Below are 23,683 nucleotides of genomic sequence, written 5' to 3'. Positions count from 1 at the left end.
TCGTCAAAACTCACGGGAGATCCTCATTCGTTGGTGTTGTCAGTGCTGCACTGCTGCAGCGTCGAAGTGTCATCCTGGCCGATCGCCACGATCGCGGCATAGGCGTCGTCCAGGGTGTCTACGGCGTAAACGTCAAGACCCGCCGGAATGTGCCCCACGACCTCCTGGCAATTTTCCACCGGAGCCAAGAAGTAGTCGGCTCCGGCCGCGCGGGCACCGTACATCTTGTGGGTAATGCCGCCGATCGGGTACACCTGGCCGTCCACATCGATCACGCCTGTGCCCGCGACTCGTGCCCCGTCGAGCTCATCGACTTCGGTGAGTTGGTCCATGATCGCGAGCGCGAACATCAGGCCTGCACTCGGGCCACCCACCCTGTCGATCGCGACAGTCACGTCGATCGACGGCGAGAACTGAGGATCGACGGTGATCCCCAGGCGCGGCTGCCCATCCACCTCGATCAGTTCGAACGTCTCGGTCTGTTCCTGACCGTCGCGCAGCACGGTGATGGTCACAGGATCGCCAGGCTCACGGTCTTCGATGTAGTCGGAGAGGTCTGTGTAGGTCACGAACTCTTCGTCGCCTCCAGCGATCAACTGGTCGCCTACTTCCAGCGCACCGTTCGCGTTCGACTCTTCGAGAACCTCCACGACGGTGATCGTGGCCGGAACCTCGTTCCCTAGCGCCGATAGCGCCGAGACGGTCGCCGACTCCTGGGACGTGATCCACTGCTGGGCGCTGCGCTCGTCTTGCTGCTCTTGATCCTCTGGCGTTCCCAGCACTGCCTCGACCGGCTGGACCGACTTCTGAGACGAGAAGTAGGCCTGGATGACGGCGCCCATCGTGAAGCGTTGATTGCTCGCGTTCGACACGGAGACCGTGGTCAAGCGCAACTGGCCCGTGGCGTCGTACGTCTCAGCGCCCACGATCTGCACGAGAGGCACGTCGTCGACCGTGGCAAGGGTGTCAAAAGTGGGGCCGGGGCCCTCGATCGCGTACTGAGCGGGGACCACCGTCAGGACGGCAATCAGCAGCGACGCGGTCAGACCTGTCGCCGCCATGACGTTCGCGCGCCGCGACGGGGGCTGTTCTGACAGCGAGAGGTATACGTCATTTGTCGGCTCAACCACAAGACCATCATTGCCCATAGCGAACGGATGCCCCAATCGGCCTTCCCGTTCGTTACCGTGGTGAACAGCGGGGGCGCCGATGCGAGGAGACGAGATGGCGGACGCAGAAGAGCAGTGGATGAAGCTGCTCAGGGAGCTCTTTGGGGACGACGCCGAAGAGGCTCTCGACCAGATGCGTCAGATGGGCATGGATCCTTCTGCCCTCGCTCAAGCCTCTGGCATGGCCAATGCCCCGGGAATGATGGACCACATGCTGGGGCAGATCCGCGCGCTCATGAGCCAGTCGCAAGGCGAAGACGTCAATTGGACTCTCGCGCATGACGTGGCACGCGGCGTGGCGGCTCAAGGCGGCGACCCTGTGGTGACAGCGGCTCAAGCGCGGGAGTACCGCTCGACCGTGAGCCAGGCCGAGTTGTGGCTGGACGCCGCGACCGATTTCGATCCTTCGCGAGCGCAGCCAGCGGTGTGGAGCCGCGCCGAGTGGGTCGAGGCGACGTTGCCCACCTGGCGATTCCTCGCGGGGCCCGTCGCTTCTTCTGTCTCTCTTGCGCTCGGCGGAGTGTTGCGCGATGACTCTGGAATACTCGACGGACCTCAGGCCCAAGGCCTCCTCGGGTCGGTGAGCCCGACAGTGTGCGGAATGCACATGGGCCAAGCGGCGGGCGCGATGGCCCGCGAGGCCTTTGGTGCCACCGACCTTGGGATTCCGCTCCTCGCTGAGCCGCGGGTGGCGCTCGTCCCTCAACAGGTCGAGCAATTCGCCGAGGGCCTCGACATCGAGCTCGCCGATGTGAGGCTCTTCCTCGCCTTGAGGGAGGCGGCGCACGTGCGTCTCTTCGCGTCGGCACCCTGGTTGCCAGGGCAGCTTCACGCCGCTATTGAACGCTATGCGCGCGGAGTGACCGTCGACATCGACGCGCTCGACAATGCCGTGCGCGAGGCTGGCATGGGCGATCCTGCCGCCTTGCAGAAGGCGCTCACCACGGGAATCTTCGCTCCCACTCCGACCGCAGAGCAGGCGACGACGCTCGAGTCGATTGAGACCTGGCTGGCACTCATCGAAGGGTGGGTTGACGAAGTCACGGCGCGCGCCGCCGCACCGCACTTGCCAGCGTTGGGGCAGTTAAGGGAAATGATGCGGCGCAGGCGCGCGGCTGGCGGACCAGCGGAAGACACCTTCTCCGCCTTGCTCGGCCTGACGCTGCGGCCGCGACGCTTGCGCGACGCGGCCGACATGTGGTCGGCGCTGACGAACCGACTGGGGACGTCGGCGCGCGACGCGTTGTGGCGCCACCCTGACTTGCTTCCAGAGGCAGAGGCTCTCGCCGACTGGCGGGCATGGGTTGAACAGGCGACGAGCGAGGAGCGCTCGGACGACTTCGACAAGGAGATCGAGGCGCTGCTGAGCGGGACCTGGGAGGGCCCAGACGAGGGCGACGAAGGGAAATCCGACACGGCGAGCGGTGCTTAGCGGGTATTGTCGGCTACCGCGTCTACGCTTGACGCAACCGGAGCCCCCGACTGGGGGCCAGCGGCACACGCCGCACACCAGCAAGAAGGAGAAGGCTCATGGCCGACAAGTACCAGGGCGAGTTCTACTGCGTGAAGTGCAAGGCCAAGCGCACCACCGAGGGCGACGTGGTCGTTTCCGAGAACGGGCGCCGCATGGCCAAGGCCACCTGCCCCGAGTGCGGAACCAAGCTGAACCGCATCCTCGGCAAGGCGTAGCTCGCGCCAACTGACGTCAAGGCCGGGTGTCCTCGCGGACGCCCGGCCTTCGTCGTACCCGGCCACGGTTCTCGGAGTGCCACGTCGTCAAGCCTGTGGATAGCGCCCGCTTTGGTGGGCCACGGTGAGACCCTCGCACCATGAGACTGATCCCGGGCGCACACGTGCTTACTCGGGGAGAACACTCGATCCAGGTGGGATCACGAGACCCGCTCGTGGTGATCGACCCCACTGTCCATGAACGCAGGTTCCTCGAACGACTCGACAGTGCGGCGGCGACCACCCCGCTCGAACGCGCGCGATGCGCCCCACTTATCGAGCGACTCGCGGCGGCAGGTTTGCTCGATCAGCACTCCGCGCACGGAGCGAAGGAGCCTCCCAGGGCGACTCTCAACGATGGCGGCCCGATCGGCTGCGGCATCGGCCTGAACCTTGCGCGAGCGGGCTGGTCCGTCACGGTGAACGACGTTGGCAGGGCGGTCGAGACGCCGCGGGGAACCTATGATCCTGGTTCGCTTGCCGCCACCAGGCAGGCAGCCGCAGCGGACACGATCAGGCGCCTGCTGCCCCATTCCGACGTGCATTCCGGGCCGTCGCACTTCGACGTCGCGGTGATCGTGGCGCATGGCGCCCCTCTCATCGAAGCCGCCGTGCCGCTCATGGCAGGGGACATCCCGCACCTCTATGTCACGACCGACGAACACGGCGCGAGGATCGGCCCCCTCGTCATCCCAGGCAAGGGCGCGTGCGGGACGTGCGTAGGGCTCGCGCGTTCGGCCGCTGATCCCCTGTGGCCGGAACTCGCGCTCCAACTCACCGCACGTCGCACGCGCCCCCAGTGCGCAGCGGACGCAACGGCGCAGATCGTCGCGCTCTCCGTGGCCGCACTGGAGTGGTGGCGTTCGACACGCGACCCCGACGCCGGAGCCGACGCGCTCGGACCCTCGTTGCTTGCTGGTGGCGAAGCGGCGCCAGCCGCTGAGTGGCTGAACACAGTGTGGACGATCGACAGCGGTCGGCCACCCGTGCCCACGCCTGCCCCCGCCCAGCCCGATTGTGGTTGCGGTGCAACGGGCCCCGTCGGCGACGAGTTGGCTGCCAGGAGGGCCAGGATGCACGGCGCGTCGTGACGCCGAACGCTCCGTGTGCCGGGCCGTCAGTGGGCCGCGACGAGTCTCAAGATGTCGGCGCCGTAGCGCTCGAGCTTGGAGGCACCAACGCCGTGCACCTTCGCGAGTTCGCCCAGCGTCTGAGGCCGGTTTCTCGCGATGGCAACGAGTGAGGAGTCGACCAGCACGGTAAACGCGGGCTTGGACGTGGCCTGCGCAAGCTCCAAGCGCCAGGCCTTGAGCGCCTCAAACAGCTTCGCCTCATCGGCATCGAGATCGTGTGCGGCAGCGCGAGGGACCCGCCGCTGCGCACTCGCACCCGCATCCGGCCACCACTTCTCCAAGAAGCGGGTGCGCTTGCGGGTAGCCCGCCCGCCCTCCTTGCGCGAACGCGCAAAACTCACGTGCAGGTGCTCCCTTGCTCGGGTGATCCCCACGTACAAGAGCCGCCGTTCCTCCTCGATCGCCTCATCGGTCTCAGCCATCGAGATCGGCAAGAGCCCCTCGGACATCCCCACCAAGAACACGGCATCCCATTCGAGTCCCTTCGCGGCGTGGATCGTGGTCAACGTCACGCCGTCAACGGAAGGTGCATGCTGAGCGGAGGCACGATCGGCCAAGTGCTCCACGAAGTCCCGCAAAGTGGCTGGCTCGCCGGTGCCTGCTACCGCGTCGACATCGAAGTTGTCGGCGAGTTCGACGAGCGCTTGGAGCGCGTCCCAGCGTTCCCGCACGGCGCCCCGCGCGGCCGGCGGCTGCTCGGACCAGCCAGCGTCAGTGATGGCTTCGCGCACTTGCGCGCCGAGCGGGTCATCCGATGCGGCGACGGCCGCGCCACGCAACAGCACGAGCGCCTTGCGCACTTCCTCGCGGGCGAAGAATCGCTGGCCTCCCCGCACTAAATATCCGATCCCCCTGTGAGCCAGCGCATCTTCGATCTCTTCCGACTGACTGTTCGTGCGATAGAGGACGGCGATCTCCCTGGCCGCCACTCCTGACGACACGAGCGCCTCGATCCTGTCGGCCACCGCGGCGGCCTCGGCGACGTCGTCGGCATACGCGTGAAAGCCGACCCCAGGGCCCGACGGTCGCTGCGATACGAGTTCAAGTCCTGCCGTCGAATTGCCCCGATGCGCCATGAGCCCATTGGCGAGGTTGACCACTTGCGGAGTGGAGCGGTAGTCGCGGACGAGCCTGACGACGGCGGCGTCTTCGTAGCGACCAGTGAAGCCGAGCAGGTGCTCGGGAGATGCCCCCGCAAACGAGTAGATGGTCTGGGCGGGGTCACCCACCACGCACAACTCCCGCCGACCTCCGAGCCATTGGTCGAGAACGTATTGCTGCAAAGGCGAGACGTCTTGATACTCGTCGACAACAAAGTGTCGGTATTGGCGCCTGATCTGATCGCCCACTTCGGCATGGCGACCGATGATGTCGGCGAGCAGTAACAGGATGTCCTCGAAGTCGAGCACCACCGCATCCGTCTTCGCCTCTTCGTAGGAGCGCATCACATCGGCGACCTGCATGGCGTCGATGCCGGCTGGCGCTGGCCTCCGCTTGGCCTTGATCACCGCTGCGTAATCCTCTGCCGCCACGAGCGAGACCTTGGCCCATTCAATCTCTGAGGCGAGATCGCGCACCGTCAGCCGGTCAGGACTGAGCCCAGCGGCACGCGCAGCCCGCCCCACCAGCGGCGCCTTCTGGTCCACCAACTGTGGCAATTGTCCGCCGACCACTTGCGGCCAGAAGTAGCTCAGTTGTCTCAAGGCCGCCGCGTGAAAAGTGCGCGCCTGGATGCCGTCGGCTCCGAGGGAACGAAGCCGCTGCCGCATCTCTCCCGCCGCTCGAGCCGTGAACGTCACGGCCAACACTGATTGGGGGTTGAAGGCCCCCACACGCACCCCATAAGCCATGCGATGAGTGATGGCGCGGGTCTTGCCCGTGCCAGCGCCCGCAAGGACGCACACGGGACCGTGGAGGGCGGTGGCGACTTCGCGTTGCTCGGGATCGAGTGCTTCGAGAATCTGGTCGGCGGACATTGGCGCCATTGTGTCAGGCGGGACGGACGCGGACGTCGCTATCCCCAGGCGACGGGGCTAGATGTCGGCCTTGGCAGCGCGCTGGGCATCAGCGAGCGGTCCGCCGTACCAGTCTTCGAGCATGCGGCGAGCGATCGAGCCGTGCGGCGCGAGGATGATCGTCCCGTCCCTGACAAGTCCTGGCAACTCCTCCCTGGCAACGAACATCGCCTCACTGATCTCGTCCTGGTCAAGCACGAAGTCGGCGGACGTCGCGGTGGCCGTGAACCCGACCATGATCGATGTCGGGAAGGGCCACGATTGGGATCCCACGTACCTCAGGTCCTGAAGCACCAACTGCGACTCCTCGAACACCTCGCGGTGAACCGCCTGCTCGAGGCTCTCCCCCGGCTCCACATAGCCCGCGAGGTGGGAGAACCTGCGAGGCGACCAGTACGAAGCGTGTGCAAGAAGCAGTCGATCCTCTGAATCGGTGATGGCGACAATGACCGCCGGATCCGTCCGCGGATAGTGCTCTTTCTGGTCACGCTCGCAATAGCGCACCCAGCCACCCTTGATGGGCTTAGTCTCTTCACCGCACACTGCGCAACGCGGATGATTGGCGTGCCACGTGGTCACAGCGACTGCTGTCGCGGCGAGTTCGCGATCGCGGTGCCCTTCCGCTCCACGCGCCGCGAGCTGACCCAGCAGCTCGCGCAGGGGCGTCATCGCCTCCCCACCGATGCCGTCCGTCTCGGTTCCAAAGGACGACTCCGCCGGGACGAGGGCCGCGAGCTCCCGCCCTGCGTCGACGCCGAGGTAGACGCGTAGCAGGGCCTGCGGCTGCTCGGAAGGCTCGAGAATCGTCAATCGCCCGTCCATGGCGAGTACGGAGCTGTCCCGCACCACCACCGCGTCGAGCGTGTCGAGATCCACCCGCTCGCGGCGTTCGGCCGCGCGGTCCACGAGCAATGGCTCGCCAAGCGCCCACGTAGTCACAGCCCCACGCTACCGGCAGCCGCCGGAAGGCGTCGGCACCTCGTTGATGCGGCCGCCACTGACCGCGATCGCGAGCCGTGTCACCTGGCAAGCGGCGTGGAACGCGCGCGGATCACCGTTTTCGCCGTACGGTTACTCCGTGCCTCGCTCACCTCTCGCGCTCGCGGCCCTCGCTTCGGTGGCCGTTCCTGGCCTTGACGTGTACGACGTGCTGCGCAGCCCACACTCTGACGCAGACTTTGACGTCGTGATCATCAAGGACGCGACCGGCAAACGCTGGGTAGTGCGCGCACCGCGGCGAGCGGCGGCTGGTGCGGCGCTCGAGGCAGAGATGGGGCTGCTCCAGGCCCTCGCTCGCGCGCACGACGCCGGATTGATCGAGTTTGATGTACCCCGCCCCAAGGGCGCCGCCACGATGGCGGGCGAGGAAGGCGGCCGCGCCGTCGTCTACACCGAAGTGAGGGGCGCGCCGCTCGACTTGGCCGCCATTGAGCCGGGCCCTGGGCTCGCCGCATCGGTCGGTCGCGCCATCGCCCAAATCCATGAACTTCCACCCACGCTCGTGGAGGATCAGGGTCTGCCCACCTACAGCGCCGACGAGTACCGCCTGCGCCGCCTGGCTGAGCTCGACGCCGGCGTCCAGACCGGCCTCGTGCCTCCCCGGCTCGCGGACCGGTGGGAGCGGCAGATGGAGAACGTGGCGTGGTGGCGGTTCGAACCGACCGTGACGCACGGCGACCTTGGCGAGCAGCAGATCCTGGTGAGGGAGGGCGCCGTCGCAGGCATCGTCGACTGGATGGATGCCCGGGTGGCCGATCCGGCCGACGACCTCGCGTGGCTCGCCGCGGCGGCGCCGGAAGACGTGTACGAGTCGATCATGGAGGCGTATGTCGTGACGCGCCGTGAGACACGCGACCCTCATCTCACCGATCGCGCCAGGCTTGCCTCAGAGTTGGCTCTCCTCCGGTGGCTCATGTACGGGGTACGGACGGACAATGACAACGTCATCGCCGACGGCCGCGGGATGCTTGCGGACCTCGAGGCGCTGCTCTTCGACGACAGTCAAGCCGCGCCGTCCGCCTGACTCCACGTCCTGTTCCGGCCCGCATTCTTGGCACGATAAAGGGCGAGGTCGGCTACCTCAAGGAGTTCTTGAGCGTCAATCTCTTCTGCTCTGAGCGTCGCCACTCCCGCGCTGACGGTCACCTGCACGGGTCCGTCGCGCGTATCTACCACCACGGCGGAGCACGCGAGCCGCAGGCTCTCTGCGGCCGCCAACGCCTCGGCTGCCGCCAGTTCCGGCAAGAGCACGAGGAACTCATCGCCCCCGTACCTCACGGCACGCGCCCCAGGAGCATTCGCGGCGAGCGCTTCCGCCACGGCCTCGATGACTCTGTCTCCGACCGCGTGTCCCCAGGAGTCGTTAACAGCCTTGAAGTCGTCAATGTCGATCACCGCGACGCTGAGTGGAGCCTCCTTGTCCAGGCAGGCCGCCACGATCACCGGCAGTGCCTCTGCGAGGAAACGCCTGTTGTAGAGCCCTGTGGCGGAGTCTCGAATCACCTGATCACTCAGTTCGACGCGCAACTTCTCGCTCACCTCGACTTGCCGCGACAGCGCATCGCGCGTCCTCTCAAGTTCGCGCCGCTGCAGCACCGACTCGGTCACGTCTCGGACAATCACGCACCGACCGACCGTGGTTCCCCTGCCGTCGCTCACAGCGGTCTTGACCAAGTTGACTACTCGCGCTTGGCCAAGCCCCTGCACGTCGACTTCGCCTGCCTGATCGAGGATCTGCGCCGTACGCGGGCAGGTCTCGTCGAGAGGTGAACCGACAACGTCCTCCGCGCCGTCCACCTCCTTGACAAAGGCTCGCGCGGCGGCGTTGACGTCGATCACTCGCCCCCAGTTGTCCGTCACAAAGACGGCGCCTGCGAGGCTTTCGAAGATCTCACCACGTGCGAGCGGGACCTTGTCGATGAGGCCGTCCCTGACCACGGCGGAGCCGATCATGATGACCGGAAGCACCATGAGGGCCGGCGCCAGGTTCGGTCCGCTCGGCCCCCACACGAGCGCAGAGAACACGTAGCCGGCGGCCGGCAGCAACCACGCGGCGACCATCAGCAACCGCGTGTTCCGCGCGACCTGAGAAATCCTGCTGCGCGCACTGATCAACGCTGCGAGCGGCCCCAGAGACAACAGGAGACCAACGCCTGAATGAATCCAAAACCCATAGGTGTACGACAGGGTTCCGTCGTCGTCGGCAACCACCACGAATTGATGAAAGACAGGGAAGGCCGCGATCAGGCCCAGAGCCCAGGGGTGCGCGATGAGATTGACGATGTCAGCAGGCCGCGGCGACCAGGATGGCTCCTCAAGTACCCTTGCGAGGCTCCGAATCCCCGCCACGAGCACCGCGCTCCAGAACAGCGCCCTGACAGGCGCATCGCTGCCGGCGGTGAATTCCTCGTGGGTGCCCACAAACGCAATGACGGACCAGATGATGGTGGCCACCAGTACGGTGCCAACCGCCAGTCCAGAAAGCGTGAGCCTGCTGCCGCGCAACACGTACACACCGACGCCGGCGGCGACCGCCATTGACGCCAGGTACGCGACAGACAGGAGGAGCGTCATCACTGCCTCTCGAGAGTCGCGCTAGCCGCCTTGGCCGACGGCGGGGTGATGCCGCCGTCAAACAAGTGTAGGGACATCAGAGTGCCTGGAAAAGGTCCTGGCTTGCCCGCCCCCTCAAGAGCTGTTGCGTGCCGACCCGGCGAGCAGTTCCTCGATCTCCTTGCGCCCCCACAGGTGTTCTGGCCGCACCGTGAGGTCGGCAGCGACGTAGTAGAAGGCCGCGTCGATCTGTTCGACGGGGATACCGGTGCGCGCGGACCACGCCAGCCGGTACATGGCAAGCTGGACCTCCCTCGCAGAGCGCTCAGAGTCGTCTCGAGGCGGCCGTCCTGACTTCCAATCGACCACGGTCACCCGATCAAGCCCTGCCCCTGGCGCGAATACCGCATCGATGCGCGAGCGCACCGTCACGTTGCCAACGGGCAGTTCCACGTCGGCCTCGACGTGGGTAGGTGTGCGTGAGGCCCACTCCGACGCGAGGAAGGTCTCCTTCAAGGCGTCGAGTTCCGCGGCCGCGGCGTCGTCTGAGTCTTCGTCCTCCCACAGCGGTACGTGACCATAGCGCGCTTCGATCCACGCGTGAAGCGCGGAGCCCTGCTGCGCTGCCCGTGTCGGCTCGACGGGTATGGGCCTGCGCAGTTGAGCTGCGAAGGCGGCGCGATCGCGACTCATCGCCACGAGCGCAGATGTCGACACGTGCCATGGAAGCTCGATCTGATCGCTTCCCCGTCCTCTGTCGGCCCGCTCGGCCAGCATCGCCGAAATCTCGCGCGACAACGGCAAGCCTTGATCGCCGATTGCCGCCATCGGCGCTGTGGAGGGAGGGCCGCTCTCGCCAAGCGGCGCCATCGAGCTCCTCACCGCAGCCGCCAACTCCCGCAAAGCGGCCTGCCGGCGCGTCACAGGCCGCGGCCACAGGGCTGGCGGGCGCTCCACGGGATCCGGCGCCTCGTCGTCGGCGGGCAGATCCTCCCACTGGCCTGCGTCCGCGCGAGCGTCCTTGAGCAGCTCCATCACGTAGCCAGATGGGTCGCGTGGCCGCTTACCGCCTGAGTACCAGGACCCGCTCAGCAACACATGGGATCGGGCCCTCGTGAGCGCCACGTAGAACAGCCGTCGCTCCTCCTCAAGCCTGTACTGACCGGCCTCACGCTTGAAGTCGGCGAGGGACTCGGCTAACTCTTGATGGTCGCGGGCGGAGTGGAAGCGCCACTGAGGCAACTGGTCCCTGTCAAGGCGCAACTCGAACGGGACGTTGCCGACTCCGTCGAGCCAGCCACTGTCGGTGTAGTCAGGGTTGCTCGCCGACGGCACGCCGACCGAAGGGAACTGGCCATCGTTGAGCCCTGGTACCGCGACCACGTCCCACTCAAGGCCCTTCGCGCCGTGAACGGTGAGGATCTGCACGGCGGCGGGATCAGGCTCGCGCACAGGGGCGTCCAGGCCGTTCTCTTCCGCCCGCGCAGCCTCGAGCCACGCAAGAAAGGCTCCAAGAGTCGCCCGTTCGGCGCCCGCTTGGAACGTGCGTGCGGCGTCAATGAAGGCGTCAACTGAACGCCTTGCACGGGTGGCGTGGCTCGCGACCCCAGTCTCGATGTCGAGGCCCCACGAGCGCTCGGCAAAAGCCACCAGTTCGGCCAACGGCAAGTAGGTGTGTCTCCTGATCGCGTCGATCACGTGTGCAAGGGCGCGCAGCCTCGCAAGACCAACCGAGGTGAGGGAACGTCCGCGTTCAGATACCCAGTCGGCTGGCGGAAGCGACGCCAGGGCATCGACGATGCTGGCGCTTCCCTCACGCTCAGCGCGAGGGCCAGCGAGGTGCTCGGCGTGGTCGTGCAGGGCAGCGAGGTCGCGTGGGCCGAGGGCCACGCGCTCGCCAGCGAGCAACCGCATGAGGGAGTCGCCTCTCGACGGGTCGTGGGCCACGTGAAGCAAAGCCAAGAGGTCAGCGACGTCGGGAACATCGAGCAGGCCGCCGAGACCGACCACCTCATAGTCGAGTCCCGCCGCCGCACAGGCGTCGGTGATGGCGTCGTACTGAGCGCGCCTGCGGCACAGCACCGCCGCCGTGATGGGCGTCGCCGCGCTGTGTCCCAACTCTTCACGTCTGGCGCGGATGAATCCCACGACAGCGCGCGCCTCGTCGTCGGCCGTGACGTGGCGCGTCGCGATGACGCCTGGGGCGGCCCGTGGCGACTCCTCACGTCCCAACTCCTCGGCCCGCGATCGCAGCGGCACCCCTGCGACGGGTCCGGCGGCGAGCGGGGCCACGGCCGCGTTGGCCGCCTGCAGAATCGTCGCCTCGTTGCGCCAACTGACTGAGAGCGTGTGCCGCGCCACGGCGCTTCCTCCGAAGCGTTCGATGAATTGCCTCAAGGCGTCAGCCGATGCGCCACGGAAGCCGTAGATCGCTTGGTTCGGGTCGCCCACCGCCATCACGGGGTGCGTGGGGCCGAACATGCGCGCAAAAAGGTCAAGCTGAGGCGGTGACGTGTCTTGGAACTCGTCGAGCAAGACCGCGACGTAGCGGGAGCGTTCGAGTTCTTGAACGGGAGCCAGTTGTGCGAGCCGCACCGCGACATCGACCTGGTCAGAGAAGTCGAGAAAGGATCCCTCGCGCTTGCGCGCGTCGTATTCGTCGACAAGGTCGGCGAGCGCGGCCAGGGAGCGCACCTTTCCGACGTGCCGCGCGAGATCTTGAGTGAAGGTGCCTGGCGTGCCCTCCGTGGCCCTCTTCGGCAAGGCCTCCATAAAGTCCAGCGCCTTCGCACACCACTCGCGGAGCCGCTCAGGACTCAGCCCATGGTCGCGAGCCTGCGACGCGAGCCGCGGAATCGCGGCCGTCACCGTGCTCACCGCAGCGTCGGTGTCAACCGATCGATCCCACGATTCGACCACCGACTGCGCGAGTTGCCACAGCGCCGCTCCTGTCAGCACCGTTGCGCCGGGGTCGACGGCCACCCTGAGGCCGTGCTCCTGCGCCAAGGCTGCGGCGTAGCCGTTATACGTCGACACGCTCACCGCTGGCCGAGCGGGATCCGGGCCAAAGACGGTGCCGATGCGGCGGGTCGCGCGCTCGGCAATTTCCGCTGCGGCCTTGCGCGTGAACGTGAGACACAGGATCTCGTCGGGCCCGATGTCTCTGCCGAAGAGGCGCTTCGCGTTGTCAAGCAGGTACAAGATGCGTAGCGAAAGCGTTTCGGTCTTGCCGGAGCCTGCTCCAGCAACCACCAAGGCGGGGCCGAGGCCCGCCTCGACAATCGCCGCTTGCTCCGCGGTGACGGTGCGATCAGGGTCGACGGCTCCGGCGAGTTCGGCCACGCCGCGTCCGAGGCCCTCGATCAAGCCCTCGTGCAGAGCCCCACGTGCGTCCATCACGATTCGCTCACCTGAGCTCCCTCGGCGTGAGCGGGACATGCTCTCCGCACGGGACAGGAGCCGCAAGACTCGTTGACGGTGGCGAGGAAGGCGCGGCTTGCCATCGTCGACACGACGCCGGCGAGCCGTTCGCGCGCCGCCTCAGGATCGATGGGGTCTTGGCTCCTCACCGCTCCTGCCTTGCCGGAGGATACGTACGCAAGTTCCGCGCCGGCGGACGTCGTCACTCCCGGCACTGCCCCTTCCACCACCGCCAGCTGATACATCGCCAACTGCCCGTTTTGTGCGGCGTCGGCCACGCTCGGGATCTGTTGGCCGGTCTTCAGGTCGACCACATACGCCGCCTCCTCCCGCAGTTCGACGCGGTCGGCGGAACCGGCTAGCACGGCGCGTCCGACCTCGAGGGTGAAGGCGTGCTCCGTGAGAACCTCTCTGTCGGACCTGGAGTCGAGGTAGGCGGCCAATCGAGTGACCTTCTCGCGCGCCCGCTCGTAGGCGACGCGCTCGGGCCACGTAGTCATTCCGAAAGCCCCGGCCCAGCGTTCCTCGAAGTCGGCCAGAATCGCGTCTCGGCCACCGTGGGGATGGGCCTCAGCCAGCGCGTGAATGAGCGTGCCAACCTCTTGAGCGTCTGTCGACTCGCGGGTGCCTCCCGTCGACTCGAGCGCCCATCTCAGCGCGCACTTCTCGACCCACTCGACTTTCGAGGGCGACACCCTGACGGCCGCCTCCTCATCCCAGAATCCCTCCTCGGTCGAGACTTCGGCCGCGCCATGCCATTGAGCGGGATCAGCGCCCTGGACGCCAGCCTCCGCCAGGAGGGCCAACATGCGGACGTGCGGGGAAGGGTCCGCGGCAGCGCTCGCACCTGCGCGGACGGCAGCGACAGCCGAGCGCAAGTCCGACACGGTGCGGGTCAGCGCGGCATCGCCCCGTTTCACCCCAGCGCTCGACTCCACGAGCGACACCAACCGCGACGGCCGCGACTCGCCATCATCAACCGCGGTCACCACGAGTCGCGAGCGTGCCCGCGACACCGCGACGAGGAAGCCCCTCATCTCGTCGTCAAGCACTGCGGCCCTTGCCGCCCGTGCGGCCGCTTGCCCGGGTGTTGACGCCGCGATCCCTGCCGTGAGATCGGCCAAATGTTGGGCTCCGAGTACGGAGTCGCGCAACTTCAGATTGGGCCAGACCCCCTCCTCGACGCCTGCCACCACCACAAGATCCCATTCCTCGCCGGCCGCGGACGCGGGCGTCGCGAAAGCCACCACGTCTCGAGAGAGCGCCCGCGCGCCGAGCGTGTCGGCCGCGAAATCCTGACCCTCGAGGTAGTCGATAAAGGATGTGGTGCGCGCCTCTGGGAGCCGCTCGGAGAAGGTTTGGGCGGCGCGCAACAACGCAATGACGGCGTCGAGGTCGGCGTCGTCACGCAGTGAGCCTGCGAGTGCCGCCGTGCGCCACGCGTCGGCCACATCGAGCGCCTTCCACGCCGCCCAGATCACCGCACCGGGTGTCGCGCCTTTCTCCCCCGCCCTCTGACGCGCCGCCGCGACGGCCAGCGCTGCCTTGGAAGCGGCCGTAGCCTCTTGGCCTGCCACCGAGGCCCACCGTGCAGGGTCCGCCATGGCGTCAACCAACAGATCCCCTGAGGTTCTGCTCCCGCCTGCGACACGTTCCTCCTTGACCAGTTGGCGGCGCAAGCGACGGATGCCAACCGGGTCGAGACCGACGAGTCGGGATGTGAGCACCTCGATCGCGTCGTCTTCTGTCCACTGCTCGCCCAGTGCTACACGAAGGATGCTGATCAAGGGGGCGACGGCGCTCTCCTTGTGCAGTGCGGTGCCCTCACCTCCCGAGGCGCAAGGGATGTCGGCGGCCAAGAGGTCGGACCTGATCTGGCGCAGTAGTGCCGCGGAGCGGGCCACGACGGCCATCCGCCCCCATGCGATCGGCTCGCCATCGAGACCGTGGCGCGCACGGCGCAACTCGGCGGCGATGGCCCGCGATTGCGCATACGCATGGGGCGCCGTGAGGACCACCACTGATGCGTCAGTGCCCCGCTCAGCGGCGCCTGGGCCGCTTGCGGGTGCGTCAGTGCCCCGCAGAGTGCCTGGCTCCCCTTCCAGCGCGCCAGTCACACCAACGGCCGACGAGGGCTCGGCCACCGGACGCGAGGATCGCCTGGCACTTCCCAGGCCTTTGACCCCGATGCGTCCCGCCACCGCCGCACTGACGGCCGCGAGCGCTCCAGACTGCCTCATGTCTTGGTCGAGTTCCAGGTGGGCGGCGCCCCACCTCGTGACCGCCTCGTCAAGTCCCTGCGGGAGCGCGCCCCGATAGCCCTGGACCGATTCGTCGGCGTTGCCGAGAACCATCAGTCGCGCGCCCTGTGCCGCGAACTGCCCCAGCAATGCGGCGCCGGCCGCCGTGACGTCCTGATAGTCGTCCACGATGACGAGCCCCCACGAGGGGACAGACGCGTCCTCTGGCCATGCCGCGAGCGCGTCGGCCGCTCGCGCCACGATCGTCGCGGGGTCGTAGCGCCCCCCTTGGTCTGCTGGTGAGCTTCGCAGCGCCATCACGCCTTCGTACTCCGCGTACAACTCCGCTGCGGCGACCCACTCCTCACGACCATGCTGCCGCCCGAGCTCCGCAAGGTCAGCGGCAGAAAGGTCTGCCTCTGCGGCCCTCATCAACAGATTGCGGAGCTCCTCGCGGAAGCCTGGCAGCAAGGTCGCCTCGTCGGGCAGCGCCCCTCCCCACGCGAGCGGCTTCGCCCTACCCGTGACGTGCCCCTCGAGCAACTCGCGCAACACCACGTCTTGCTCGGCGCCTGACACGAGGCTGGGGGGCGGGTCATCGAGTAGGTGCGCCTCGGCCGACAGGACGGCGAAGGCAGCCGATGCAACCGTTCGTGCGACAGGGGTAGACGTGGGGACGCCGATCGCCAACGACACTCTGTCCCGCATGCGCGCTGCGGCCGTGCGCGTCGGCGCGAGGACCAACAATCTGTCGACGTCCATTCCTCGCGACACTTGCTGTGCGGCCGCCATCACCGCGAGTGTTGTCTTCCCTGTTCCCGCGCCCCCTGTCACCACCAGGTGCCCTGCACTGTTGCCGAGCAGGTCGAGCGCCGCGCGCTGCGACCGCGATGCCTTCGGCTCCGCTGCACGCGAGCGAGGAGGCACCAAAGTCAGCGCGGTCATGGGCCTATCCCACCACGAACACCAGACATCAGCCGCGAACCCGCCATGCCTGGCAGAACCGTCTGCACGACGCTAAGGGCTGACCTTTGCCGCCGTGGGGCTCGGCGAGGGTGTTGGCAACGTGGCTGGCGCATCGGGATACGGCCACGGGTTCACCTCGCAGCCCTCCGGGAAGTCGTCTCGCTGAAGGTCCATCGTCGTGGCGCGCCCGGTAGCGCACGCGGTGTCCTCACGACCCATGAGGTGACCGAGCCGGTGCAAGAGCAGGTAGTTCCTCGCTCCGGTGAAGTCGTCGCCGTAGGCGGGCAGGCCCGCCGTCCAGTCATACATCGATAGGACAATCACGCCGTCTTCGGCACACAAGCGATCGGTCTCGGCATCCGGCGTGGGGCCATCCACGCCGTTCACCGCCTCGCCAGAGGCGCCAGGCGCGACATCCGCCTCTGCATCTGGTGAGGGAGTGGGGCTCGCATTGGTGACGGGCCCAACCGTCACCGCAATGTGGGGGTCTGGGCACACAGCGGCTGTCGTGTACGGACTCGCAAGGAGCACCCGGTAGTCAGCGACGCCATCGGTCGCGACAAACTGGAGGCTGCCGTCGGTACCCCACGCACGGTTGTCGTTCAGCACGTCGAGCACGTAGTCGCGGAAGGCCTCGTCGTCGGCTGAGACGCCGTCCTCGACCGCGACTGAGACCCACCGGACGTCGCCGCCATCCGCGTCGGGCGTATCCGTGCCAGGCACCACAGTGAAGGTCCCCTCGCCTTGCACCACGTAGGACGTCGTGACGACGCCTGCTTCCCGATCAGCATCATCAAGCTGACGGGTGATCGGTTCGAGCGGTGGCAGCGATGGTTCGATGGTGGGACCAGCGTCGGGGGTGGGGCTGGGAGACGCCGTCGGGGTGTCCTCCGCACGCAGACGCTGCGGCAGGCCGTCGGTGATCCAGCCTGCGGCCAGGCCGAGAGCGAAGGCACCGAGAACGACCCCGGCGGTCACCGCTAGACCGGGCAAAGAGATTCCCCTGCCCGCGAACACCGACGTCAACCGCGAAATCACCCCCCTACGATAGTTCCCACAGGGGCACATCGCGTTCACGGAGGTCACGTTGGAGATCCGCATCGGCATTCAGAACGTCAGCCGCGAGTTGATGGTGGAGACGGACAAGACGTCTGACGAGGTCGCCGTCTTGGTGTCCGACGCCCTCAAGGGCGGGACTTTTGACATCACTGATGCCAAGGGCCGACGCGTCATCGTGCCAGCCGGTTCACTCGGCTACATCGACATCGGCGAAGAGGAAAAGCGCCGCGTCGGTTTCGGCGGTTAGCGCCGCCGCCTAGGCCTAGTCGTCCTGGAGGGCGACCATGTCGGCGGCCTCTGACACGATCTGGGCAATGCTCAGGTGGGACACGTCAATCGATCCGCCAGCCTCGTCAAAACCGAGTGGCTCCAAGACGGCGTACTGCGTGGCGACGAGTTCCACTCCCGCAAAGTGCCCCTCCCGCTCGGACCGCAACTGCACCCGCTCCTCGATCACCGACCGGGGTGCGGCAAGGTGCAGGAACAGCATCGGACCGCCAGCGCTGCGAAGCCGATCACGGTAGGCGCGGCGCAGGGCCGAGCACGCGACGACGACGTCTTCGCGCGGTGCCATCCAAGCGCCGACGGCGTCAAGCCAGGGCCACCTATCGTCGTCACTCAGCGGTATGCCCTGCTTCATCAAGGCCACGTTCGCTGGCGAGTGAAAGTCGTCAGCATCGGCAAAGGGATAGCCCAACGCGGTCGCAAGCGCGCTGCCCACCGACGACTTTCCGCAACCCGTGACGCCCATCACCACCACTCGCATGAGGCCAGCCTAGACGCGCGCGGCCCGCTCGCCTGGGGGCGCGCGCGACCGCAGCCGCTAGACTGGGCCCGACCACATGGTTGACCGGTCGCATGTGATGCGCGGCGTGACGCCGCATTCTTACGGATAATGCGCGATCGGCTACCCGCCAGCGACTCATCGTCGCCCCGCATTTGAAGGACCACATGACTACCGAGACTTTTGCCGATTTTGGCGTGAACCCCCTCATCGTTGAGGCACTCGCCGACCACAAGATCACCACTCCTTTCCCCATTCAGTCGATGACATTGCCAGTGGCTCTGTCTGGCCACGACATCATCGGCCAGGCGAAGACTGGCACGGGCAAGACGCTCGGCTTCGGCATCCCGCTGTTGCACCGCGCGGTGTCCCCTGGCGAGCCGGGATTCGACGAGATGGGCGACGCCACCGGAAAGCCGCAGGCACTCGTCCTCGCTCCGACGCGCGAACTCGCGGTCCAGGTGGGCGGCGACCTTGAGATGGCCTCCAAGAAGCGTTCAACCCGGATCCTGCAGATCTACGGCGGCCGCGCATACGAACCGCAGATCGACGCGCTCCGCAAGGGCGTCGAGGTCGTGGTCGGCACCCCCGGTCGCCTGATCGATCTGATGAACCAAGGTCATCTTGACTTGAGGTTCGTGCGCACTGTGGTGCTCGACGAGGCCGACGAAATGCTCGACCTTGGCTTCCTTGGCGACGTGGAGAAGCTGCTGGCGTCGACGCCTGCCGGCCGCCACACCATGCTGTTCTCGGCGACGATGCCTGGGCCCGTTGTTGCCTTGGCTCGCCGCTACATGACGCAACCAACCCACATCCGTGCGTCAGAGCCAGACGACACCGGTGCGACCGTCAAGGCCACCGCCCAGTTCGTGTACCGCGCCCACGCTCTCGACAAGATCGAGGTGCTCGCGCGCATTCTCCAGGCGAAGGACCGCGGCCTCACGATCGTGTTCGCGCGCACCAAGCGCACGTGCGCCAAGGTAAGCGATGAGCTCCGCGAGCGCGGCTTCGCGGCGGGCGCCATTCACGGCGACCTCGGCCAAGGGGCCCGCGAGCAGGCGCTGCGAGCCTTCAGGTCAGGAAAGATCGACGTGTTGGTGGCTACCGATGTCGCCGCGCGCGGCATCGACGTCGAGGACGTCACCCACGTCATCAACTACCAGTGCCCAGAAGACGAGAAGACCTACGTCCACCGCATCGGCCGCACGGGTCGCGCAGGCAAGACCGGCGTGGCCGTCACTTTTGTCGACTGGGACGACCTGCCTCGCTGGGGCATGATCGACCGCTCGCTCGACTTGGGATACCCGGAGCCGGAAGAGACCTACTCGAACTCCCCACACTTGTACGAAGAGCTCAGCATCCCGACGGGAGTCAAGGGCACGCTGCCCAGCGCCTCACGCGTGCGCGAGGGCCTCGATGCCGAGAAGGTCGAGGACCTTGGCGAGACGGGCAAGCGCGGAGGCCCAGGCGGCGCCCACGGAGACGACCGTGGGGGTCGCGGTGCTGGCGGCGGACGCGGTGGAGACCGTGGGGGTCGCGGTGCTGGCGGCGGACGCGGTCAGGGACGACGCGGCGGCGACGGACCTCGCGGTTCAGGTGAGGGCCGCGGTCGACGAGAGGCTCCAGCAGGCGAAGCACGCGTACCACGCGAAGGCGCAGGCGCAAGCGCAGCGGCAGACTCTCCTGCACGCGAAGGCGCACCCAAGCGCAATCGCAACCGCAAGCGTCGTCGCTCTGGCGGCAGCCAGGGATCGTCTTCCGCTCCAGCAGCGGAGTAGGGCGCGGCGCGCTCTAGCGCACCGGGTTGCTAACCCCTCAAGGTTTGCAGCGCCTCGTAGGCCGCCTGTGAGGTGACGTTCTCACCTAGCCGGTTGAGTTTGCCGGTGCCGTGGTAGTCGGACGCGCCGGTATGCACGAGGTCCAGCCGCTGGGCGATGCGCGCGAGGCGACCGCGCTGCACCTCCGAGTGGTCCCTGTGCTCCACCTCGAGGCCCGCTAGGCCGGCCCGGGTCATCTGCTCGATGACGGTCGTGGGCACCACTTGCCCCCTGCCGTCCGCACCCGGATGAGCGAACACCGGCACTGCTCCCGTGCCGCGCAACGTGCGGATGGCGTCGAGAACGTCGGGCGCATAGTGGGGCACGTAGAAGGCCGAATTGCCGGCAAGAACCTCGGCGAAGGCGTCGTCCCTGGTGGCAAACGCACCCCTGGCGACCAAAGCGTCGGCGATGTGCGGCCTACCCACCGTGTCGGCGCTACCGGCGTGCTCGACCACGTCGTCCCAGGTGAGCGGGTAGACGGCGGCAATCAGCCGAACCATGTCTTGAGCCCTTGCAATGCGCGCGATGCGGGTGCGTTCGAGCATCGCGATGATGTCGCGGTGCGAAGGGTCTGGCCAGTACGCGAGCAGGTGAATCGAGACGCCGTGGTGGGTGCAAGACACCTCGATGCCAGGGACAAAGTTGAGGCCGAGCGCCCCCGCCATGTCTGCGGCCTCTTCGAGACCGGCCATCGAATCGTGATCGGTGAGCGCGACGACGTCGAGTCCAGCCTCTTGTGCCGCCCTCATGACCTCGGATGGAGACTCGGTGCCATCCGACACATGGGAGTGAGTATGGAGGTCGATGCGCACGTTGCCAGCCTACGTGGCTCGCGTCCAGGGTCCCGCCGCGGCCGCCGCCCGGAGGGCAGGGAGCGTCGGTGCGCGGCATCATGGAGCAGTGGATGCAGCAACAGAGGTCGAGCTCCGGCTGTGGTCAGCCGACGACATGTGGCTGCTCCACGCCGCGAACACGCCGGAGATGACGACTCATCAGGGAGGACCCGAGACCGAGTCGAAGGTTCGCGCCCGCCACGAGAAGTACTTGCGGATCGTGGCTTCAGGCGAGGCGCGCATGTTCGTCGTCGTCGCGGGCGGCGAACCAGTGGGAAGCATCGGCTGGTGGGACACTACGTGGGCGGATGAACCCGTCCACGAGACCGGATGGTTCACCCGTCAGGAGCACCAAGGCAAGGGTTATGCACGGCAAGCTCTGCGGTTGCTCGTGGAGGACGTGCGCGCCCGAGGGAGATTGCCGCGCCTGACCGCGTTCCCCTCGGTTAACAATGTGCCGTCCAATCGACTGTGCGCGGCGGCTGGATTCACCTGGCGCGCTGTCGAATCGCTCGATTTTCGCGCGGCAACGCTCACCGTCAACGTCTGGGCCCTCGACCTCGGCGTGGGAACATAGCCGGGTGAACGACGGCGACAAGCAGACTGAAGACACGAACAAGGCCCGTGCGACGAGGCCCACCTCACAGGAGTTCAAGGACTTCCTCGCGACCGGCTGGGCGGAGCCAGACGATGCACGCACCACTCGCTCCGCTGCCGCACCCTTCGCTGCGGTGCGCCGCGAGCGCCTCAGCGCGATGTTCCCAGGCAAGCGCATCGTCGTCCCCGCAGGCGAACTCAAGGTGCGGGCCAACGACACCGACTACCGCTTCCGCCCCAGTAGCGACTTCGCATACTTGACCGGTCTTGGAGCGGACAACGAGCCGAGTGCCGTCTTGGTGATGGAACCGCGCGGCACTTCCGAAGTCCCGCAGCCAGGGCACGACGCGACGCTCTACCTGATCCCGCCTGCCGGGCACGACGACGAGGGTTTCTATGCCGACCCCCGTTCGGGTGAGTTCTGGATCGGCCGACGCCCTGGCCTAGCCGAGTTCGAGGCGATGACGGGGATCGCGACGGCGCCCCTCGCCGACCTGCCGAAGGGCCTCCGCCTCAGCACGCAGCCGAGCAAGGCCATCCACAGGGCGCTCAGCGAGATGCGCTTTGTGAAGGACGCCTACGAGATCCAGCAGTTGCGCGATGCTGTCGACGCCACGATCGATGGTTTCGCCCGCGCGGTGAGCCAGTTGCCTCGGGCGATCGAGCACAAGCGCGGAGAGCGTGTGGTCGAGGCCGCGTTTGATGGCCACGCACGCGAGGAGGGCAACGCCGTCGGCTACGAGACGATCGCCGCTTCTGGCGCCCACGCGACCACGCTGCACTGGATCAGCAACGACGGTCAGGTGCGCCGCGGGGACCTCCTCTTGCTGGACGCCGGCGTCGAGGTCGAGAGCCTCTACACGGCCGACATCACGCGCACGCTGCCCGTCGAAGGCCAGTTCACCCCCGTCCAGCGCAAGGTTTACGAGGTGGTGCTGGAGGCGGCCGACGCTGGTTTCGCGGTCGCGCGCCCTGGCGCGAGGTTCCTTGACGTCCACATGGCCGCCATGGAGGTCATCGAAAAGCGCCTGACCGAATGGGGTATCGTGCCGGACGCGAAGGACCCGGAGGCGAAGCTGTACCGCCGCTGGATGGTGCACCCAACGTCCCACCACTTGGGGCTCGACGTCCACGACTGCGCGGCTGCCAAGCGCGAGCTCTACATGGAGGGCGTGCTGGAGCCGGGCATGGTCTTCACGATCGAGCCAGGCCTGTACTTCAAGGCCGACGATTTGATCGCCCCGGCAGAGCTGCGCGGCATTGGTATCCGGATCGAAGACGACGTGCTGGTCACCGAGGACGGCTGCGAGAACCTGTCGGCGGCACTCCCCCGCGATCCCGACGCCGTCGAAGCCTGGATGGCGCGGCTGCAGGGCTCGTTGTAGCGTGGCTGGATGGCGATGCGGGACTGGTCCGAGCGTCGGCGTCGCGTGTGGCGTTGGGGGTGGGCGGCGCTGATCGTTGGCGTGCTGTTCGCACCTTTGGGGCAGCAAGGAAGCTGCGCGGATGCGGCGTCGTCTGTGACGGGCGATAACCAGTGCACGACGTCGTACGCGCCGCTGCTGGGTCTGATCCTCCCGATCAGCTACCCGGCGCCCTAGCGTCCGGCCATCGACGCGCGCCCGCACTCGCCGACAGTGCGAACCAATCTCGCCGACGACACGCCGCGGATCGGTCACGACGTGCACGGAGCGCGGTGTGTCGCCGCCGGTATCGGTTCGGAGTGTCGGCGTAGCCCCGGCGCGGTGGGGCGTGAGAGCTCTAGCCATCTGCGTTGAGGGACCTCCAGCGGCAAGTTCTGACCGCGGCTTGGCGCGACACGCCGGGGCAACGCGCCCGACAGCGCGTGTCGCGGCGCTCGGCGGTCAGAATTGTTCGGCCGCGCAGTGTGTGGGTGTGAAGCAACGCTGGGAACTAGAGCTGCGCGATCGCGAGGAGCACCAGCGCCAGCAGCGGCAGCGCCCCTTGCTTGACCGCGGCCGACGCCTTGGTCCGGTCAGAAAGGACCAACACGAGAGCTGCCGCGGCCATCGATCCGGCGCCGGCGACCACCAGTGCGGCTCCCACCGCGTCGGAACCCCGGGCGTATCCGGCGATTCCCACGACCGTCACCGCGGCCAGGAACAGGTTGTAAAACCCCTGGTTGAAGGCCAGTCCGCGGGTCGCTTCGGCTTGCTCAACAGTGGTGCCAAACGTGGCGCGCACCCGCGGTGTGGTCCACCACAGGGACTCCATGGCCCAGATGTAGACGTGCAGCGCGGCCGCGAGACCGGCCAGGACGAGGGCGACAAGCACCATGAGTGCCTCCAAGAAGCGGTGGGGACGGGCAAGCCATCTTCCCACCTGTCTCATCTGGCCCGTTGGGCA

Annotated in this window: 19 protein-coding genes; 9 read left to right on the top strand and 10 right to left on the bottom strand. The window is 67.2% G+C overall.

Annotated elements, in window-relative coordinates; genetic code table 11:
- Positions 1-23: 23 nt before the first annotated feature.
- The gene (locus tag LGT36_RS00955) at positions 24-1,130 is read right to left on the bottom strand and encodes a PDZ domain-containing protein (RefSeq protein WP_226096791.1); all 1,107 of its coding nucleotides are present in this window, start codon (positions 1,128-1,130) and stop codon (positions 24-26) included.
- A gap of 94 nt (positions 1,131-1,224) precedes the next feature.
- On the opposite strand from LGT36_RS00955, the gene LGT36_RS00950 reads away from it, so the two are divergent.
- The 3 genes from LGT36_RS00950 to LGT36_RS00940 all read left to right on the top strand — a co-directional run bounded on the left by LGT36_RS00950 (position 1,225) and on the right by LGT36_RS00940 (position 3,988).
- Positions 1,225-2,601, top strand: coding sequence for a zinc-dependent metalloprotease (locus LGT36_RS00950; RefSeq protein ID WP_226264506.1), 1,377 nt, complete (start codon positions 1,225-1,227; stop codon positions 2,599-2,601).
- A 98-nt stretch (positions 2,602-2,699) separates the two neighbouring features.
- Positions 2,700-2,858, top strand: coding sequence for a DUF5679 domain-containing protein (locus tag LGT36_RS00945; RefSeq protein ID WP_226094589.1), 159 nt, complete (start codon positions 2,700-2,702; stop codon positions 2,856-2,858).
- A 140-nt stretch (positions 2,859-2,998) separates the two neighbouring features.
- Positions 2,999-3,988, top strand: a complete 990-nt coding sequence (locus tag LGT36_RS00940; RefSeq protein ID WP_226264505.1) for a hypothetical protein — start codon at positions 2,999-3,001, stop codon at positions 3,986-3,988.
- Between the two features lie 26 nt (positions 3,989-4,014).
- Here LGT36_RS00940 and LGT36_RS00935 read toward each other — a convergent pair whose 3' ends face one another.
- The gene (locus tag LGT36_RS00935) at positions 4,015-6,006 is read right to left on the bottom strand and encodes an ATP-dependent helicase (RefSeq protein ID WP_226095270.1); all 1,992 of its coding nucleotides are present in this window, start codon (positions 6,004-6,006) and stop codon (positions 4,015-4,017) included.
- Positions 6,007-6,063: 57 nt separating this feature from the next.
- Positions 6,064-6,984, bottom strand: a complete 921-nt coding sequence (nudC, locus tag LGT36_RS00930; protein ID WP_226095269.1) for an NAD(+) diphosphatase — start codon at positions 6,982-6,984, stop codon at positions 6,064-6,066.
- 139 nt (positions 6,985-7,123) lie between these two features.
- Between nudC and LGT36_RS00925 the strand changes: the two genes are divergently transcribed.
- Entirely contained in the window at positions 7,124-8,068 is a 945-nt protein-coding gene (locus LGT36_RS00925; protein WP_226095268.1) for a phosphotransferase, read from the top strand.
- Here LGT36_RS00925 and LGT36_RS00920 read toward each other — a convergent pair.
- From LGT36_RS00920 to LGT36_RS00905, 4 genes are all read right to left on the bottom strand, one after another.
- Positions 8,047-9,618 carry a diguanylate cyclase gene (locus tag LGT36_RS00920; RefSeq protein WP_226095267.1) on the bottom strand — a complete coding sequence of 524 codons (1,572 nt, stop codon included), beginning with the start codon at positions 9,616-9,618 and terminating at the stop codon, positions 8,047-8,049. The two genes, LGT36_RS00925 and LGT36_RS00920, sit on opposite strands and share 22 nt — an antisense overlap.
- A gap of 114 nt (positions 9,619-9,732) precedes the next feature.
- Positions 9,733-12,993, bottom strand: coding sequence for an ATP-dependent DNA helicase (locus tag LGT36_RS00915; protein WP_226264507.1), 3,261 nt, complete (start codon positions 12,991-12,993; stop codon positions 9,733-9,735).
- Positions 12,993-16,202, bottom strand: a complete 3,210-nt coding sequence (locus LGT36_RS00910) for a UrvD/REP family ATP-dependent DNA helicase (protein ID WP_226096959.1) — start codon at positions 16,200-16,202, stop codon at positions 12,993-12,995. The genes LGT36_RS00915 and LGT36_RS00910 overlap by 1 nt, the downstream gene beginning before the upstream one ends.
- Positions 16,203-16,274: 72 nt before the next feature.
- Entirely contained in the window at positions 16,275-17,261 is a 987-nt protein-coding gene (locus tag LGT36_RS00905; protein ID WP_226096960.1) for a DUF3152 domain-containing protein, read from the bottom strand.
- Positions 17,262-17,310: 49 nt separating this feature from the next.
- Here LGT36_RS00905 and LGT36_RS00900 point away from each other — a divergent pair, with 49 nt between their 5' ends.
- Complete coding sequence (locus LGT36_RS00900; protein WP_226096961.1) at positions 17,311-17,529, top strand: DUF3107 domain-containing protein; 219 nt, start codon at positions 17,311-17,313, stop codon at positions 17,527-17,529.
- Between the two features lie 15 nt (positions 17,530-17,544).
- Here the strand turns inward: LGT36_RS00900 and LGT36_RS00895 are convergent, their stop codons facing one another.
- Entirely contained in the window at positions 17,545-18,048 is a 504-nt protein-coding gene (locus tag LGT36_RS00895; protein ID WP_226096962.1) for a gluconokinase, read from the bottom strand.
- A gap of 185 nt (positions 18,049-18,233) precedes the next feature.
- Here LGT36_RS00895 and LGT36_RS00890 point away from each other — a divergent pair, with 185 nt between their 5' ends.
- The gene (locus tag LGT36_RS00890; RefSeq protein ID WP_226096963.1) at positions 18,234-19,844 is read left to right on the top strand and encodes a DEAD/DEAH box helicase; all 1,611 of its coding nucleotides are present in this window, start codon (positions 18,234-18,236) and stop codon (positions 19,842-19,844) included.
- Positions 19,845-19,873: 29 nt separating this feature from the next.
- Here the strand turns inward: LGT36_RS00890 and LGT36_RS00885 are convergent, their stop codons facing one another.
- Positions 19,874-20,698 carry a PHP domain-containing protein gene (locus tag LGT36_RS00885; RefSeq protein ID WP_226096964.1) on the bottom strand — a complete coding sequence of 275 codons (825 nt, stop codon included), beginning with the start codon at positions 20,696-20,698 and terminating at the stop codon, positions 19,874-19,876.
- Here LGT36_RS00885 and LGT36_RS00880 point away from each other — a divergent pair.
- The 3 genes from LGT36_RS00880 to LGT36_RS00870 are packed head-to-tail and all read left to right on the top strand — an operon-like array spanning position 20,691 to position 22,917.
- Positions 20,691-21,296, top strand: coding sequence for a GNAT family N-acetyltransferase (locus LGT36_RS00880; RefSeq protein WP_226096965.1), 606 nt, complete (start codon positions 20,691-20,693; stop codon positions 21,294-21,296). The two genes, LGT36_RS00885 and LGT36_RS00880, sit on opposite strands and share 8 nt — an antisense overlap.
- A 4-nt stretch (positions 21,297-21,300) precedes the next feature.
- Positions 21,301-22,701, top strand: a complete 1,401-nt coding sequence (locus LGT36_RS00875; RefSeq protein WP_226096966.1) for an aminopeptidase P family protein — start codon at positions 21,301-21,303, stop codon at positions 22,699-22,701.
- 9 nt (positions 22,702-22,710) lie between these two features.
- Complete coding sequence (locus tag LGT36_RS00870; RefSeq protein ID WP_226096967.1) at positions 22,711-22,917, top strand: hypothetical protein; 207 nt, start codon at positions 22,711-22,713, stop codon at positions 22,915-22,917.
- 313 nt (positions 22,918-23,230) lie between these two features.
- On the opposite strand, the gene LGT36_RS00865 is transcribed toward LGT36_RS00870, so the two are convergent.
- The gene (locus tag LGT36_RS00865; RefSeq protein WP_226096968.1) at positions 23,231-23,614 is read right to left on the bottom strand and encodes a DUF1304 domain-containing protein; all 384 of its coding nucleotides are present in this window, start codon (positions 23,612-23,614) and stop codon (positions 23,231-23,233) included.
- Between the last annotated feature and the right edge of the window lie 69 nt (positions 23,615-23,683).

It is taken from the genome of Demequina sp. TMPB413 (genome assembly GCF_020447105.2).
Classification (GTDB): domain Bacteria; phylum Actinomycetota; class Actinomycetes; order Actinomycetales; family Demequinaceae; genus Demequina.
The sequence above is the reverse complement of the archived record's forward strand: the minus strand, read 5'-3'. Positions and strand labels throughout refer to the sequence as shown.